Raw genomic sequence first — 15,504 nt, forward strand, 5'->3', positions numbered from 1 at the left:
ACAGGCCGGGAAAGCGTGCCCCGAACAGATCTGCCCGGCCACTGGGCAGGCCCAGTGGCCGGGCAGACGATGCCGTCCTACTCAATCACGTCCGGGTTGCTGTGCGGCGTACCGCTGGTCCACGTCTCTTCGTCCTCGTGGAGGTAATCCGCGCGGTTGCGGCGGTCGCGGTCCTTCTTGCCACCGTGGCCGCCCGCACCCGGGGCCATCATGCCGTTCTGCCCGGACCGGGCACCGCCCTCGGCAACTTCCGCCGCCGCCGCGCGGTTGCGCAGGCCCGTGCCACCAGGGGTGAACTCCCCAGCGGCAGCAGGGCCCTTGCGGCCGCCGACCGTGCCGCCCGGGGTCGAGGTCAGGCCCCGGCCGCGCGCACCACCGGCACCGCCGACGACGCCGTGGCCGCCGCCCATGCCCGGGTGCATGCCACCCATTCCGCCACCCATGGCCGAACCGCCGACCCGGCCACCGCCCGGCGCGCCCTCACGGCCGAAGACCGTTCCGCTCGGAAGTCCCGGGGTACCAGCCTTGCCGGGGACCGAACCGCCGCTGAACGGGCCGGTACGGAGGGGAACCGAGCCGCCGCCCTTGCCGGGGATGCCGCCGATGCCCTTGGTCGGAACGGACCCGCCGCCGATGCCCGCCGGGAAGCCTGAGATGGGGCCGCTGCCCGGCGTGCCGGGCAGCCCGCCCCGGCCATCGGGACCGCCGGGGTAGCCGGGAGTTCCACCCGGACCGCTCGGCAGCACCGGGCCGCCCCCGGGACCGACCGGAGTGGTCTGGTCCGGCAGGGTCGGGATGCTGTCGAGACCGGTGCCGGGACGGGTGACCGGGTCCGACGGGTGGGACGGCGGGGTCGGGGTGCCCGGGTCCTGCGGCGGGGGCGGCAGCTGACCACCACCGTGCGGAGGGACCGGTCCAGTGTGGCCAGGGTAAGTCGACTCCTGCCAGCCCGCCTCGGGGTTACGCGGCACCATGGAGACGCCACCGTAGTTGCCGCCAGGCGAGTTGTAGCTCCCCTTGGCGCTTCCCCCGGAAGATCGTGGGCCGGGCAGGGTTCCGCGATAACTCCCGCCGGTAGTGCCGCCACCCGAATAGTCGGATGCCGTATCCCGGCTCGTCTCTGGCGTCCCCGGCAGCACCACGTTGTCGCCCAGCCCGTTCAGCGTCGTCGTCGCAGCGGCGTAGGCCTCGCCCAGCTTCTCCATCTGGCGGATGGCTTCCTGGTGTGCGTCGTAGACTTCCTTCGTTCCGGCCATCGCCTGCGTCTCGGAGACCCAGTTCGGGTTCTTCCGCTTCATGGCTGCGTCGATGTCCCCGGTGGAAGGGCCGTTCGGGTTCCAACCGACTGTATTCAGCTGCCTGATCACATCGGGGTCGGGGTTCCCCTGGTTCCTCCGCCCGCTCACCCAGCCGAGGGCTTCCGTCGGCACCTTGGGCATCGCGGCCTTGGCCGTGCTGAGCGCCTCACCGGCCTGGTTCATGGCATCGCCCGCGCCCACCGAGTAGGTTCCCAGCTTCTCGGCGGACTGCTGCAGATTCCCGGCCCACGTCTTGAAGTTCTCCGCGGCTTGGCCTTCCCAGGTGACCTTGGAGAGGTGCGACTTGAGTGCCTCACTCAACTCCTTGAGGACGCCGCCGGCCTGTTGCAGCTTCCCGCCGCGGCTCAGGACCGTCGCGGGATCGGTTCCCCCGACCATGTCCGCGAGGACTTGATGATCCATGCCTTCGAACTTCGACTGGACTGCCACTACTCTCTCCCCGTTCCCCGTGAACCGTCTTCGTCGACCGCCATCAGAAGTCCTTGGCGCCGGTCCGCTTCGACCCCGGGCCACTCGTTCCCGTCAGACCCGCACTCTGCGCGACCGCGTTCTGATCGGCTGTCGCGTTGTCCTCGTTGGTCGAGTAGTTGTGCGCCGTGGACGCGACCGCGCTCTGCATCGCCTTGATCTGGGACGTGAAGTCCTTGTGCAGCTTGACGAGCTGGGTGTGGACCTTCTCATAGGTCGAGGACAGCGCGACCGCTTCCACGAACTGGTGAGCCTGGCCCCCGCTGACGAAGCTCTTCTGGGACACCTTCTGCGCCTCGAGCTTGTACGACGCGGCCTCCGAGCCCTCCATCGCCGCGAGCAGGGCCTCGACCTTCTTGGCGAACTCAGTGAGGGTGTTGATCTCGACCTGGACGTCGTGCTTGCCGAAGGCCGCGACCAGGTCGCCGGCGCTGACGTTGGTCTGCACGGTGCTGACCACGGGGGCGATCTTGATCCCGTGCCCCCACGGCAGCGGGATCGTCGGCCCGTCCAGCATGAACGGCGTCGCGTCCGGTGCCCCCGGTGTCCCCGGTGCCGGCGTCGTTCCCGCGCTCGGCGTGGTCGTCGGCTCTCCCACAGCAATCCACCTCTCCCCCGTACGGCCCGCGCGTCCCGGGCGTGTCCCGGGCCCCGTCGCGCCGCAACGCACCGTCAACTTCCAAGACGTACCGTCCTGGTCGGTTCGGCCGCCCGCCCTGGGGGCGGCCCCCGCCTCTGTCATGGTAGCCACCGCCTCTGTCGGCCCGGCAGGGCCCTTGGTCCGCGCGGGCGCGATCGGTACGAACTTGACACGTCCAGTCCGGGGTCGGGCCGCTGGGTAGACTGCCCCGGTACGCCCCATCTGCCGTGCAATGTCGCTCAGCAGCGAGCCGTGGCCGCAGAACGGACGTGTGACGACATGCCTGAGCAGAGGACGCCCTGGTGGGCCCGGGCGGTGCGGCCGGAGCGGCCGCCGCTGCCGGTGGTGTTGATGGTGCGGGCCGCGGTGGGGATGGCGGTGCCGCTGGTGCTGGGGTTGTGGGCGCACCGGCTGGACCTGGGGGTGTTCGCCGGGCTGGGGGCGATGCACGCGACGATGAACGACCGGGTCGAGCCCGCGGGGCTGCGGACGGCGCGGATCGGGTCGGCGGTGGCGGCTTCGGCGGCGGGGATGCTGATCGGCACGGCCTTGCAGCACGTCCACGCGGGTGTGGTGGTGCTCGGTGCCGGGCTGACGCTGACGGCGTTCGTGTCGGGTGCGTTGAGTGCGACGGGTCCGCGCGGGTCGGCGGCGGGGATGCTGCTGCTGGTGTCGGCGGCGTTGGGCAGCGGGATGCCGTTGCCGGGGCCGTGGTGGGCGGCGGCGCCGATGATGCTGGCGGGTGCGGCGTTCGTGGTGCTGCTGGGTCTGCCCGGTCGTGCGGCCGACCCGCGCGTCCGGGCGCTGGCGGCGGCGTACGAGGCGCTCGGCCGGACGCTCGGCGATCTGGGGACGCCGCGGGGCGCGGGTTCCCGCCGGGTGTTGACGGCCCGCCTGAACCAGGTGCAGGACCTGTTCCCCGGGCACGGCCGGACGGCCCTGCGCCCGGTGTACGAGGCGGCGCTGGCGGCGACCGAGGCGGCGACGGGCCTGCTGTGGGCGTGGCGGCCGGTGCCGGCGGAGGTGGCGGCGGTGCCCGGGCAGCTGGCGGCCGCGGTGCGGCGGGGCGGCGGCGAGGTGGTGGTGCCGCGGTGGCGGCCGGACACCCCGGCCCGGCAGGCCCTGGACGTGGCGCTGCGGGCCGCCGCGGACGCGGTCGCGGGGCGGCCGGCCCGGATCGACGCGGTTCCCGCGCCGCCGCCCGACCCGTGGCGGCTCCGGGGGCGGCTGTGGTCCGCCGCGTCGGCGCGGTACGGGCTGCGGGTGGCGCTGTGCATCGCGGCGGGTTCGGCGGTCACGGCCAACTACCCGCTGAGCAAGAGCTACTGGGTGCCGATGACGATCGCGTTCGTGGTGAAGCCGGATCTGGGTTCGGTGTTCCTGCGGGCGGTGAGCCGGGCGGTCGGCACGGTGCTGGGCGTGGTGGTGACGGCGGCGCTGCTGGCGTCGACCACCGAGGAGTGGGTGCTGACGGCGGTGGCGGCGCTGTGCGTGGCGCTGCTGCCGTACGCGACGGCGGCGCACTACGGGCTGACCACGGTGGCGATGACGCCGATGGCGCTGGTGCTGCTCCAACTCGGCGGGCAGAGCAGCGCGGCCGAGTTCTGGCCGCGGGTGCTGGACACGGTCCTGGCGAGCGCGATCGTGCTGCTCTTCGGCTACCTGCTGTGGCCGGAGCGCCCGCGGCACCGGATCGAGCCGCGGCTGGTGACCGCGACGACCGCCCTGCGCTCCTACCTGGACGCGGTGACGGAGCACCGGACCGGAGAGGTGTGGCTGCGCCGGACGGCCTACCGGTCGTTGGCGGACGCCCGGCAGGAGGTCCGGCAGGGGCTGGCCGAGCCGCCGCCCACGGGCCGGCTGGCCGAGCAGTGGCTGCCGGCCACGGCGGCGCTGGAGCGGCTGGGCGGGGCGGTGGCGGCGTTCGCCGCGCAGATCCGGTACGGGGGCCGGGTGCCGGATCCGGGGGAGACCGAGCGGGTCCGGCGGGCCCTGGACGAGCTGACGGCCGCCGCCCGGGAGCACCGTCCGCCGGTCGGTCCGGCGGCCCGGCCGGACGCACCGCACGACCCGGCGCTCAGTGCGCTGGGCCGTGCGGCGGACGAGTTGGAGCTCCTGCTCAGGCAGCGGTCGTGACGAGTGGGAGCTCCTGCTCAAGCGGCGGTCGTGACGAGTGGGAGCTCCTGCTCAAGCGGCGGTCGTGACGAGTGGGAACTCCTGCTCAAGCGGCGGTAGTCGAGAAGGCGGGCGGTCAGACCTGCTCGGCCAGCTCCAGCCAGGTCAGCTCCAGCTCCTCCTTCTCCTCCCGGACGGTGCGCAGCTGCCCGTCCAGTTCGGCGACCTTGGAGAAGTCCGCGGCGTGCTCGGCGAGTTGGGCGTGCAGCTTGGACTCCTTCTGGTCCAGCTTGGAGATCTGGCGCTCGATCCGCTGCATCTCCTTCTTGGCCGCCCGGAGGTCCCCGCCGGAGAGCCCGGCGGCGGGGTCGGCGGCCGGGGCCGCGGCGACGGGGGCGACCTGCGCCGCGGCGGCGGCCATCCGGGCCCGCCGCTCCAGGTACTCGTCGACGCCGCCCGGCAGCATCCGCATCTTCTGGTCGCCGAGCAGCGCGTGGACGACGTCGGTGGTCCGCTCGATGAAGAACCGGTCGTGGCTGATGACGACCATCGAGCCGGGCCAGCCGTCGAGCAGGTCCTCCAGCTGGTTGAGGGTCTCGATGTCCAGGTCGTTGGTCGGCTCGTCGAGGAACAGCACGTTGGGCTCGTCCATCAGCAGCCGCAGCAGCTGGAGCCGGCGCCGCTCGCCGCCGGAGAGGTCGCCGACCGGCGTCCACTGCTTGTCCTTGCCGAAGCCGAACTGCTCGCACAGCTGGCCGGCGCTCATCTCCCGGCCCTTGCCGAGGTCGACCCGGGAGCGGACCTGCTCGACGGCCTGCAGCACCCGGGTCGTCGGCTCCAGTTCGGCGACCTCCTGGGACAGGTAGGCCAGCCGCACGGTCTTGCCGACCTTGATCACGCCGGAGGTGGGCTGGACGTCGCCCTCGCTGGCGTAGGCGTCGCGCATGGCGCGCAGCAGCGAGGTCTTGCCGGCGCCGTTGACGCCGAGCAGGCCGATCCGGTCACCGGGGCCGAGCTGCCAGGTGAGGTTCTCCAGCAGCAGCTTGGGGCCGGCCTTGACGGTGACGCCTTCCAGGTCGAAGACGGTGCGGCCGAGCCGGGCGTTGGCGAACTTCATCAGCTCGCTCTTGTCCCGGGGGTCCGGCACGTCGGCGATCAGGGCGTTGGCCGCCTCGATCCGGTAGCGCGGCTTGGAGGTGCGGGCGGGGGCGCCGCGGCGCAGCCAGGCCAGCTCCTTGCGGGCGAGGTTCTGGCGCTTCTGCTCCTCGACGGCCTCGATCCGGGAGCGCTCGGCGCGGGAGAAGACGTAGTCGGAGTAGCCGCCCTCGTACTCGTGCACCTCGCCGTGCTGGACGTCCCACATCCGGGTGCAGACCTGGTCGAGGAACCAGCGGTCGTGGGTGACGCAGACCAGCGCGGAGCGGCGCTTCTGAAGGTGCTGGGCGAGCCAGTTGATGCCCTCGACGTCGAGGTGGTTGGTGGGCTCGTCGAGGATGATCAGCTCGGGGGAGCCGAGCAGCAGCTTGGCGAGGGCGATCCGGCGGCGCTCGCCGCCGGAGAGCGGGCCGATGACGGTGTCGAGGCCGTCGGCGAAGCCGGGCAGGTCGAGGCCGCCGAAGAGGCCTTCGATGATGTCGCGGATCCGGGCGTCGCCGAGCCACTCGTGGTCGGCGCGGTCGGCGATGACCTCGTGCCGGATGGTGGCCTTCGGGTCGAGCGAGTCGTGCTGGGTGAGGACGGCCGGTTCGAGGTTGCCGCTCCAGGTGATCCGGCCGCCGTCGGGCTCCTCCAGCTTGGCGAGCATCCGGATCAGGGTGGTCTTGCCGTCGCCGTTGCGGCCGACGACGCCGATCCGGTCGCCGTCGCTCACGCCCAGGCTGACCGCGTCCAGCAGGGTGCGGGTGCCGTAGACCTTCGTGACGGACTCGATGGTGGCGAGGTTGACGGCCACGTGTGCTGCGCTCCTGGGTTCGGCGGTCGGGGGCGGGCCCAGCCCGCCCCTCTCTCGGGGACGACCCGATCACCCCAGCCTAATGGGCGGGCCGCGACGCCCTCACCGCGTCGAGCGCCCCCACCACGCCGCCCGAGCGACGCCCCCGGCACACCGGAGGACCGACGCCCCCACCGCACCGGACGCGCCACCCCACCCCGTCGGAGTCAGACGACCGAGGCCCCCGGCACCGGCCCGTAGGTGGCGTGCGCGGCCCGGCAGGTGCCGGAGGCCAGCAGCGCCCGGGCGACGGTGGCCGCCGCCTCGGCGTCCTTGGCCAGGAAGGCGCAGGTCGGTCCGGAGCCGGAGACCAGGGCGCCGAGCGCACCGGCCTCGGTGCCGGCCCGCAGGGTGGCGGCCAGCGCGGGGCGCAGGGAGAGCGCGGCGGCCTGGAGGTCGTTGGTGAGCGCGCCGGCCAGGGCGACGGCGTCGCCGTCGGCGAGGGCGGCGAGCAGGGCCCGGTCGGCGTCGGGGGTGGGCACCTGGAGGTCGTTGGAGCCGGTGCCGGCCTCCTCGCGGAGCCGGTCGCACTCGCGGAAGACGGCGGGGGTGGACAGGCCGCCGTCGGCGACCGCGAAGACCCAGTGGAAGGTGCCGTCGACCGGCAGCGGTTCCAGGATCTCGCCCCGGCCGCGGCCCAGCGCGACACCGCCGAGCAGGGCGAAGGGCACGTCGGAGCCCAGTTCGGCGGCGAGGTCCAGCAGCACCGGGAGCGGGGTGTCGAGCTGCCACAGCGCGTCGCAGGCGACCAGCGCGGCGGCGCCGTCGGCGCTGCCGCCGGCCATGCCGCCGGCGACCGGGATGGCCTTGGCGATGTGCAGGTGGACGCCCGGGTCGGCGATCCCGTGGTGGGCGGCGAGCAGCCGGGCGGCGCGGGCGGCGAGGTTGCTGTCGTCGAGCGGGACGGCGTCGGCGTCGGGGCCCGAGCAGGACAGCGTCACGCCGTCCGCCGGGGTGGCCGTGACCTCGTCACCGAGCGCGACCGCGAAGAAGACGTTGGCCAGGTCGTGGAAGCCGTCGGCGCGCAGTCCGCCGACCCCGAGCTGGGCGTTGACCTTGGCCGGTACCCGTACGGTGATCACTCGCCGTCCTCAGCAGGCTCGTGTCCGGCGGGCTTGTGCTCCACCGGCTTCTGCTCCACCGGCGGCTTCTGCTCCACCGGCTTGTGCTCGGCGATCGCGGCGAACTGCTCCACCGTCAGCATCTCGCCGCGCAGCTTGTGGTCGATCCCGGCGGCCGCGAGCGCCTGCTCGGCCCCGGCGGCGGAGCCGGCCCAGCCGGCCAGCGCGGCGCGCAGGGTCTTGCGGCGCTGGGCGAACGCGGCGTCGACCACCGCGAACACCTGCTCGCGGGTGGCGGTGGTCCTCGGCGGCTCGCGGCGGATCAGCGAGACCAGCCCGGAGTCGACGTTGGGGGCGGGCCAGAACACGTTCCGCCCGATCGCGCCGGCCCGCTTCACGTCGGCGTACCAGTTGGCCTTGACCGAGGGAACGCCGTAGACCTTGTTGCCGGGCTTGGCGGCGAGCCGGTCGGCGACCTCGCTCTGCACCATCACCAGGGTCCGCTCGATGCTGGGGAAGGTCGCCAGCATGTGCAGCAGGACGGGCACGGCCACGTTGTACGGCAGGTTGGCGACCAGCGCGGTGGGCGCCGGCCCGGGCAACTCGGTGACCTCCATGGCGTCGCTGAGGACCAGCGCGAAGGCGTCCGCCTTGCGGGGCATCCGGCCCGCGACGGTGTCCGGCAGGTGCCGGGCGAGCACCGGGTCGATCTCGACCGCGGTGACGTGCCGGGCGACGTCCAGCAGCGCCAGCGTGAGGGAGCCGAGCCCCGGCCCGACCTCCACCACCGCGTCCTGCTCCGTCACCTCGGCGGCGCGGACGATCCGCCGCACGGTGTTGCCGTCGATGACGAAGTTCTGCCCGCGCTGCTTGGTCGGCTTCACGCCGAACGCGGCCGCCAGTTCGCGGATGTCGGCGGCGCCCAGCAGGTGGCTGTCAGGGGTGGGGTCGGTGCTGCTCACGCGCCAAGGATACGGGCGCGGGCGGCACTCAGAGTTCGACCACCGCGGCGAGGTCGATCTCCACGGGGTACGGGACCGAGGTACGGAGCACCCCTTCGTGCTGGGCGACGGGCAAGTAGACGCCCTTCTCCTCGTCCCGGTGGAACTCGTGGACGATGGGCAGGTCGTCGATGCCGCGCTCGACCCGCCAGTAGTGGGGGATGCCCTTCTCGGCGAACTGCCCGGGCTTGCCGAAGCGGTCCCTGGCCCGGGTCCCGGGCGACACCACCTCGACGGCCAGAACCACGGACTCGACCGGCAGACAGTCCAGCTCGAAGACGTCGAGACCGGTCTTGTCGAACACCACCACATCGGGCTTGGCCGTGTTGCTCTCGTCCAGCAGCATGCACCGCTCCGGCAGGACCGCACAGGGCTCGACGCGCGCAGCGAACAGCCCTCGCTCCAGCCCCGAACGCACCAGGTCATGCCAGAAGTTCGTCTGCCCCCGGACCACAATGACTCCGTCCACCAGATCCCACTCGAACGGCAGGTCGAAATCCTGAGCCTGCTCGTACGTCCAGCCCTGGGCTGGCGGAAGGAACCATTCGACGCGATCGTCCACGGGTTCGCTGATCGGCTCGGCGGTCATTGCCACCTCCCTCACTGCACTCATGCTAACCAGCCTAGGAAGAAGCCGGGAGTGCCGAATCGTTCCTTCGAAACCCGAAACCCGTTCGACCCGCTCAGTACCCGAAGGCCCGTGCCGTGTTCGCCGCGATCGCCGTCGACAGCTCGTCCTCGTGCAGCCCCAGGGTCGCCGCCATCGACCGCACCGTGACCGGGATGAGGTACGGCGCGTTCGGCCGCCCCCGGTACGGGTGCGGGGTGAGGAAGGGGGCGTCGGTCTCGACCAGGATCCGGTCGAGCGGGGTGGCGAGCAGGGCGTCGCGCAGCGGCTGGTTGGCCTTGAAGGTGACCGGGCCGGCGAAGGAGAGGTACCAGCCGTGCTCGGCGCAGACCTTCGCCATCCCGGCGTCGCCGGAGTAGCAGTGGAAGACGGTCCGTTCCGGGGCGCCCTCGGCCAGCAGGACGGCGATGACGTCCTCGTGGGCGTCGCGGTCGTGGATGACCAGGGCCTTGCCGTGCCGCTTGGCCATCTCGATGTGGCGGCGGAACGACTCCTTCTGGATCTCCACGCCCTCCGGCCCGGTGCGGAAGTAGTCCAGCCCGGTCTCGCCGACGGCGCGGACCTGCGGCAGCGCGGCCAGCGCGTCGATCTCGGCGAGCGCCTCGTCCAGCGCCGCCTGCCCGCCCGCGAGCCGCTGCTGCCCGGACCACCCGTCGGCGTCGCCGAGGAAGATCCGCGGCGCCTCGTTGGGGTGCAGGGCGACGGCCGCGTGCACCTGCTCGTACTGCGCCGCCAGCTCGGCGGCCCAGCGCGAGCCGGGCACGTCGCAGCCCACCTGGACGACCGTGGCGACCCCGACCGAGGCGGCCCGGGCGAGCCCCTCGGCCGGGGTGCCGGCCTGCATGTCGAGGTGGGTGTGCGAGTCGGCCACCGCCACGGCCAGGGGTTGCGGCAGCGGCGGCGGGGTCGACCGGTCGTCGTCCTTGCCGGCCATCAGGAGGCCGGCTTCTCTTCGAGGCGCGGGAACAGGATCTCGCCCTTGGTGACGGTGGCGCCGACGGGCAGCCGGCCCCAGTCACCGGTGGTGGCGATGCGCTGGTCGGCGAGCGCGCCGAGGCCCTCGGTGGCGCCCAGCGAGGCCCACAGCTTCTCGGCGGTGGACGGCATCACCGGGTTGAGCAGCACGGCGGTGCCGCGCAGCGCCTCGGCGGCGGTGTAGAGGATGGTGGCGAGGCGGGCCTGGCCCTCCTCGGACTCGTCCTTGGCGACCTTCCACGGCTCCTGCGTGGTGAGGTAGCCGTTGACCTGCTTGACGAACTCGAAGATCGCCGCGAGGCCGCCGGCGAAGTCCAGCTCCTCGCCGATCTTGGCGTCGGCGGCGGCGACGGCGGCGGCCAGCCCGTCCGCGACGGCCTGCTCGGCCTCGCCCGCGGCGGTGGCGACCGGCAGCGTCCCGCCGAAGTACTTGCCGACCATCGCGGCGACCCGGGAGGCCAGGTTGCCGAAGTCGTTGGCGAGCTCGGAGGTGTAGCGGGCGGTGAAGTCCTCCCAGGAGAACGAGCCGTCCGTGCCGAACGGGATCGCCCGCAGGAAGTAGTAGCGGTACGCGTCGACGCCGAAGTGCGAGGTGAGGTCGGTGGGCGCGATGCCGGTCAGGTTGGACTTGGACATCTTCTCGCCGCCGACCATCAGCCAGCCGTTGGCGACGACCCGCTTGGGCAGCGGCAGGCCCGCGGCCATCAGCATGGCCGGCCAGATCACCGCGTGGAAGCGCAGGATGTCCTTGCCGACCAGGTGGACGGAGGCCGGCCAGAGCTCGGCGAAGCGCTCCGGGTCGCTGCCGTAGCCGGCCGCGGTGATGTAGTTCTGCAGCGCGTCGACCCAGACGTAGAGGACGTGCTTCTCGTCCCAGGGCAGCGGCACGCCCCAGTTGAAGGTGGAGCGGGAGATCGAGAGGTCCTTGAGGTCCTGCTCGACGAAGCGCAGCACCTCGTTGCGAGCCGAGGCCGGCTGGATGAAGCCGGGGTTGGCGGCGTAGAACTCCAGCAGCCGCTCGGCGTAGGCGGAGAGGCGGAAGAAGTAGTTCTCCTCCTCCAGCCACTCGACCGGCTTCTTGTGGACGGAGCAGAGCTTCTCGTCCTCGGTGGCGCCGTCGAGCAGTTCGGCGGGGAGCTTGAACTCCTCGCAGCCGACGCAGTAAGGGCCGGAGTAGCCGCCCTTGTAGATCTCGCCCTTGTCGAACAGGTCCTGGACGAACTCCTGCACCCGGGCGGTGTGCCGCTCCTCGGTGGTGCGGATGAAGTCGTCGTTGGCGATCTCCAGGTGCTGCCAGAGCGGCTTCCAGGCCTCCTCGACCAGCTTGTCGCACCACTCCTGCGGGCTGACGCCGTTGGCCTCGGCGGTCCGCATGATCTTCTGACCGTGCTCGTCGGTGCCGGTCAGGTACCACACCTTCTCGCCGCGCTGGCGGTGCCAGCGGGTGAGGACGTCGCCCGCCACGGTGGTGTACGCGTGGCCCAGGTGGGGACGGTCGTTGACGTAGTAGATCGGAGTGGAAACGTAGTACGCCGGGGCGCTCGTCCCGGTGGTGCTGTGGTCTGAAGTGGCCGCCATGGTCGGAAAGCTTAGTCGGGCCCGAACGCACCCCTCGACCGGATATCGCCCGGGCGTACCGCGGGGCCGCCCGCCGCACTGCTCGCGGCGGGCGGCCCCGGCCGCGCTCCCCCGGACCCGTCGGCCCGGTCGGCTCAGGACCCGTCGGCCCGGTCAGCCCAGGAGCCGCGACCAGAACCGGGCCCAGCGCCCCTGCGGCCGGGCGGGCCCGGTGGCCGGGGCCGGCCGGGCCGGCTCGGCGTGCGCGGGGTAGCCGGGGGCGTGCTGCCAGGGCTGGTCGGCGCCGGCCACCCGGCCCTCGCGCATGATCCGGACGGTGTGTCCACCGCAGCCCGGGCAGGTCGGCTTGAGCAGCGGGGACGGCACCCGGACACCGTTGGCGTGGTACTCGAACACGATGTGACCGTCCCGGGCCACGTGGTGCTCGATGTCGTACGCCTGCTCCCAGCCGTACCCGCAGCGCAGGCAGGCGAAGGAGTAGGCCTCCCGGACGGTCTCGACGGGAGTGTGCGCCCGCCCCGCCAGGCCGGGGGCGTTCAGCGCGTTGCCACTGCGGGGGCTACCGATCGTGTCGCTCATAGCCAACTCCCAGTGCCCGTCGGGCGCTCGCCCGGCTGGGTCTTTCCGTTCAAGGAAATGCCCGTACCGCCCTGGCTGACGCCCTTCTTGTGAAGACTTGGATGCGGGTTGGCGAGCCCTATACAAAGGGCGCGTCGGGAACCGGAATCCGGGGTCGAACCTTCATCGCAGCGGGCGTTTAGCCGGGCCTTCCCTCCAAGGTACGACTCCCCGCCCGCCACGCAACCCCCGGAATTCACCCCTTTTTCAAAGCCCCTTCCACGGCTTCCCGCTTCGCCGCGACGACCGCGTCGAAGACCTCCCGCTTGGGCACGGACAGTTCGACCGCGACCGCCGCGATGGCCTCCTTGCGCCGCTCCCCGGCCTCCTCCCGGACGGCCACCAGCCGGGCCAGTTCGGCCGGGGTCAGCTCCTGGGGCGCGGCCGGCGGGGCGCCCGCGACCACGACGGTGATCTCGCCCCTGACGCCGTCCGCGGCCCAGGCCGCCAGCTCGCCGATCGGCCCGCGCTTGACCTCCTCGTAGGTCTTGGTGAGCTCGCGGCACACGGCGGCCGGGCGCTGCGGCCCGAAGGCCTCCGCCATCGCGGCCAGCGCCTCGGCGATCCGGTGCGGCGCCTCGAAGAAGACCATGGTGCGCGGTTCGGCGGCGACGGTGGCCAGCTGCCGGGCCCGGTCGCCGGTCTTGCGCGGCAGGAAGCCCTCGAAGGTGAAGCGGTCGACCGGCAGGCCGGACAGCGCGAGCGCGGTGAGCACCGCGGACGGCCCGGGCACCGCGGTGACCTTGACGTCGGCCTCGACGGCGGCGGCCACCAGCCGGTAGCCGGGGTCGGAGACGGACGGCATCCCGGCGTCGGTGACCAGCAGCACCCGGGCGCCGCCGAGGAGCGCCTCGACCAGCTCGGGGGTGCGGCCGACCTCGTTGCCCTCGAAGTAGGAGACGACCCGCCCGGCCGGGGTCACCCCGAGGGCCTGGGTGAGCCGGCGCAGCCGCCGGGTGTCCTCCGCCGCGATGACGTCCGCCGTGGCCAGCTCGGTGAGCAGCCGGGGCGGGGCGTCCGAGACGTCGCCGATGGGGGTGCCTGCGAGAACGAGTACTCCTGTCACGGGCCCCATCCTCGCAGCTCCGGGCCGCCGGGGCGTTTGGTGACGATTCGGTCAGCTTCCGAGGGACCGGTCACACGTACGAGGAGCGCCCCTACGATGTGGCGGATGAACGGCGACACGGCGGCGCAGACGCCCACGGGTACGGACCACTCCGCGCGGGGCGGTGTCGGCCTGCCGTCCCCCCGCTCACCGGAGTCACCCCTGACACCGGAGCCACCCCTGACACCCGCGCCCTGGCGGGAGCGCCTGGCCGGGTTCGGCTACCGGGCCCGCCCGACCGGCACGCTCACCGAGCGCCTCGTCCCGCCGATGCCGGACGGCCCCGGGGTGACCCGGCCCGACGTCGCGCAGTCCCCGCTGCTGCTGCGGCTGGGCCTGCGGCTGCCGCAGGGCCTCTGGTACTTCCTGTGCCGCTGGTCCGGCTGGCTGGGCCCGGTCGCGGTCGCGGTGTTCGCCGGGCTGCTGCGGTTCACCGGCCTCGGCCAGCCGCACGCGATCATCTTCGACGAGACGTACTACGCCAAGGACGCCTACGCGCTCTGGCACGGCGGCTACGAGATCAACTGGCCGGAGGACGCCAACACGACGATCATGACGCCGGGCGCGGCCGTGCCGTACCGCTCGACGCCGTCGTACGTGGTGCACCCGCCGGTGGGCAAGTGGATCATCGGCGCGGGCGAGCAGCTGTTCGGCATGAACCCCTTCGGCTGGCGGTTCGCGGTGGCCCTGCTCGGCACCCTGTCGGTGCTGATGCTGGCCCGGATCGCCCGCCGGATGTTCCGCTCCACCCTGCTGGGCTGCGTGGCCGGCCTGCTGCTCTCGGTGGACGGCCTGCACCTGGTGCTCAGCCGCACCGCCCTGCTCGACCTGGTGGTGATGTTCTGGATCCTCGCCGCCTTCGGCTTCCTGGTCCTGGACCGGGACCGCACCCGGGCCCGGCTCGCGGCCAGGCTCGGCGGGGTCGAGGACGCGGTGCTCGCCCAGCGGCTCCACCTGGGCTGGCGCCCGTACCGGATCGCGGCCGGCGTCTGCGTCGGCCTGACCTGCGCCACCAAGTGGAGCGGCCTGTACGTCGCGGCCGCGTTCGGCCTGATGACCGTGCTGTGGGACGTCGGCGCCCGCCGGCTGGCCGGCGCCCCGCGCCCGTACCTGGCCGTGCTGGCCCGGGACGTGGTGCCCGCCTTCGTGTCGGTCGTCGTGGTCTCGGTCGCGGTCTACGTGGCGTCCTGGTGGGGCTGGTTCGCCAGCAGCAACGCGCCCGGCCAGGGCGGCTGGGGCCGGGACTGGGCGGTCGGCCGCTCCACCGACTACCCGTGGATACCCGAGGGCCTGCGGGCCCTGTGGCACTACCACTCGACGGTCTACGAGTTCCACACCCACCTGACCGACCCGCACACCTACCAGTCGAACCCGTGGTCCTGGCTGGTGCTGGGCCGCCCGGTGTCCTTCTACTACGAGTCCCCCAAGCTCGGCCAGAGCGGCTGCACCGTCGCCGACTGCGCCCGCGAGGTGCTGGGCATCGGCACCCCGCTGCTCTGGTGGACGGCCCTGCTGGCGCTGGTCTACTGCCTGTGGCTCTGGGCCTTCCGCCGGGACTGGCGGGCCGGCGCGCTGCTGTGCGGCCTGGCCGCCGGCTACCTGCCGTGGTTCCTCTACCAGCAGCGGACGATCTTCCTCTTCTACGCGGTGGTCTTCGTCCCGTTCCTGGTGCTCGCCGTGACGATGCTGATCGGCGCGCTGATCGGGCCGGCCGGCGCCTCCCGGGACCGCCGGATCATCGGCTCGGCCGCGGCCGGGCTGCTGGTGCTGCTGATCATCTGGAACTTCCTGTACTTCTACCCGCTGTTCACCGGGCAGACCATCCCGCTGAGCGACTGGCGCGCCCGGATGTGGTTCAACAGCTGGATCTGAGACCCCCGTGACCAGCGGCGGAAGCGTCCGGGGAGGGCGCGCACACGGTCCCCCTCCAACCGTCCGAACCCGTCCACAACACGTACCAGATCCGTCACAAGTCCCCGGCGTTTCGTCGGCGCACCGATCCGCCC

Annotated in this window: 12 protein-coding genes; 2 read left to right on the forward strand and 10 right to left on the reverse strand. The window is 72.8% G+C overall.

The window, feature by feature from the left end; translation table 11 throughout:
• Nucleotides 1-77 precede the first annotated feature (77 nt).
• Nucleotides 78-1,748 (reverse strand): WXG100 family type VII secretion target, encoded by a 1,671-nt coding sequence (locus ACFXPX_RS25030; protein ID WP_380643374.1) that lies wholly within the window; start codon nt 1,746-1,748, stop codon nt 78-80.
• Nucleotides 1,749-1,791: 43 nt separating this feature from the next.
• A complete protein-coding gene (locus ACFXPX_RS25035; protein WP_375892723.1) occupies nt 1,792-2,385 on the reverse strand; it encodes a hypothetical protein in 594 nt (197 codons plus the stop codon).
• 321 nt (nt 2,386-2,706) lie between these two features.
• Here ACFXPX_RS25035 and ACFXPX_RS25040 point away from each other — a divergent pair, with 321 nt between their 5' ends.
• The gene (locus tag ACFXPX_RS25040; RefSeq protein ID WP_380588731.1) at nt 2,707-4,563 is read left to right on the forward strand and encodes an FUSC family protein; all 1,857 of its coding nucleotides are present in this window, start codon (nt 2,707-2,709) and stop codon (nt 4,561-4,563) included.
• A gap of 115 nt (nt 4,564-4,678) precedes the next feature.
• Here the strand turns inward: ACFXPX_RS25040 and ACFXPX_RS25045 are convergent, their stop codons facing one another.
• The 8 genes from ACFXPX_RS25045 to rsmI form a co-directional block, all read right to left on the reverse strand.
• On the reverse strand, nt 4,679-6,493 hold the full coding sequence (locus tag ACFXPX_RS25045; RefSeq protein WP_380643376.1) for an ABC-F family ATP-binding cassette domain-containing protein: 1,815 nt from the start codon (nt 6,491-6,493) through the stop codon (nt 4,679-4,681).
• Between the two features lie 206 nt (nt 6,494-6,699).
• Nucleotides 6,700-7,614, reverse strand: a complete 915-nt coding sequence (locus tag ACFXPX_RS25050) for a 4-(cytidine 5'-diphospho)-2-C-methyl-D-erythritol kinase (protein ID WP_380643377.1) — start codon at nt 7,612-7,614, stop codon at nt 6,700-6,702.
• Entirely contained in the window at nt 7,611-8,555 is a 945-nt protein-coding gene (gene rsmA, locus ACFXPX_RS25055) for a 16S rRNA (adenine(1518)-N(6)/adenine(1519)-N(6))-dimethyltransferase RsmA (protein WP_380524013.1), read from the reverse strand. Before rsmA ends, ACFXPX_RS25050 begins: the two co-directional genes overlap by 4 nt.
• A gap of 28 nt (nt 8,556-8,583) precedes the next feature.
• Nucleotides 8,584-9,183, reverse strand: a complete 600-nt coding sequence (locus ACFXPX_RS25060; protein ID WP_375892729.1) for a Uma2 family endonuclease — start codon at nt 9,181-9,183, stop codon at nt 8,584-8,586.
• A gap of 94 nt (nt 9,184-9,277) precedes the next feature.
• Nucleotides 9,278-10,156, reverse strand: coding sequence for a TatD family hydrolase (locus ACFXPX_RS25065; RefSeq protein ID WP_380524016.1), 879 nt, complete (start codon nt 10,154-10,156; stop codon nt 9,278-9,280).
• A complete protein-coding gene (gene metG, locus ACFXPX_RS25070; protein ID WP_380643379.1) occupies nt 10,156-11,775 on the reverse strand; it encodes a methionine--tRNA ligase in 1,620 nt (539 codons plus the stop codon). Before metG ends, ACFXPX_RS25065 begins: the two co-directional genes overlap by 1 nt.
• A gap of 153 nt (nt 11,776-11,928) precedes the next feature.
• Entirely contained in the window at nt 11,929-12,360 is a 432-nt protein-coding gene (locus tag ACFXPX_RS25075) for a hypothetical protein (protein WP_380524021.1), read from the reverse strand.
• Between the two features lie 229 nt (nt 12,361-12,589).
• The gene (gene rsmI, locus ACFXPX_RS25080) at nt 12,590-13,459 is read right to left on the reverse strand and encodes a 16S rRNA (cytidine(1402)-2'-O)-methyltransferase (protein ID WP_375892733.1); all 870 of its coding nucleotides are present in this window, start codon (nt 13,457-13,459) and stop codon (nt 12,590-12,592) included.
• 105 nt (nt 13,460-13,564) lie between these two features.
• On the opposite strand from rsmI, the gene ACFXPX_RS25085 reads away from it, so the two are divergent.
• The gene (locus tag ACFXPX_RS25085) at nt 13,565-15,370 is read left to right on the forward strand and encodes a dolichyl-phosphate-mannose--protein mannosyltransferase (RefSeq protein WP_380643381.1); all 1,806 of its coding nucleotides are present in this window, start codon (nt 13,565-13,567) and stop codon (nt 15,368-15,370) included.
• Nucleotides 15,371-15,504 lie beyond the last annotated feature (134 nt).

The organism is Kitasatospora sp. NPDC059146 (assembly GCF_042786665.1).
Taxonomy (GTDB): domain Bacteria; phylum Actinomycetota; class Actinomycetes; order Streptomycetales; family Streptomycetaceae; genus Kitasatospora.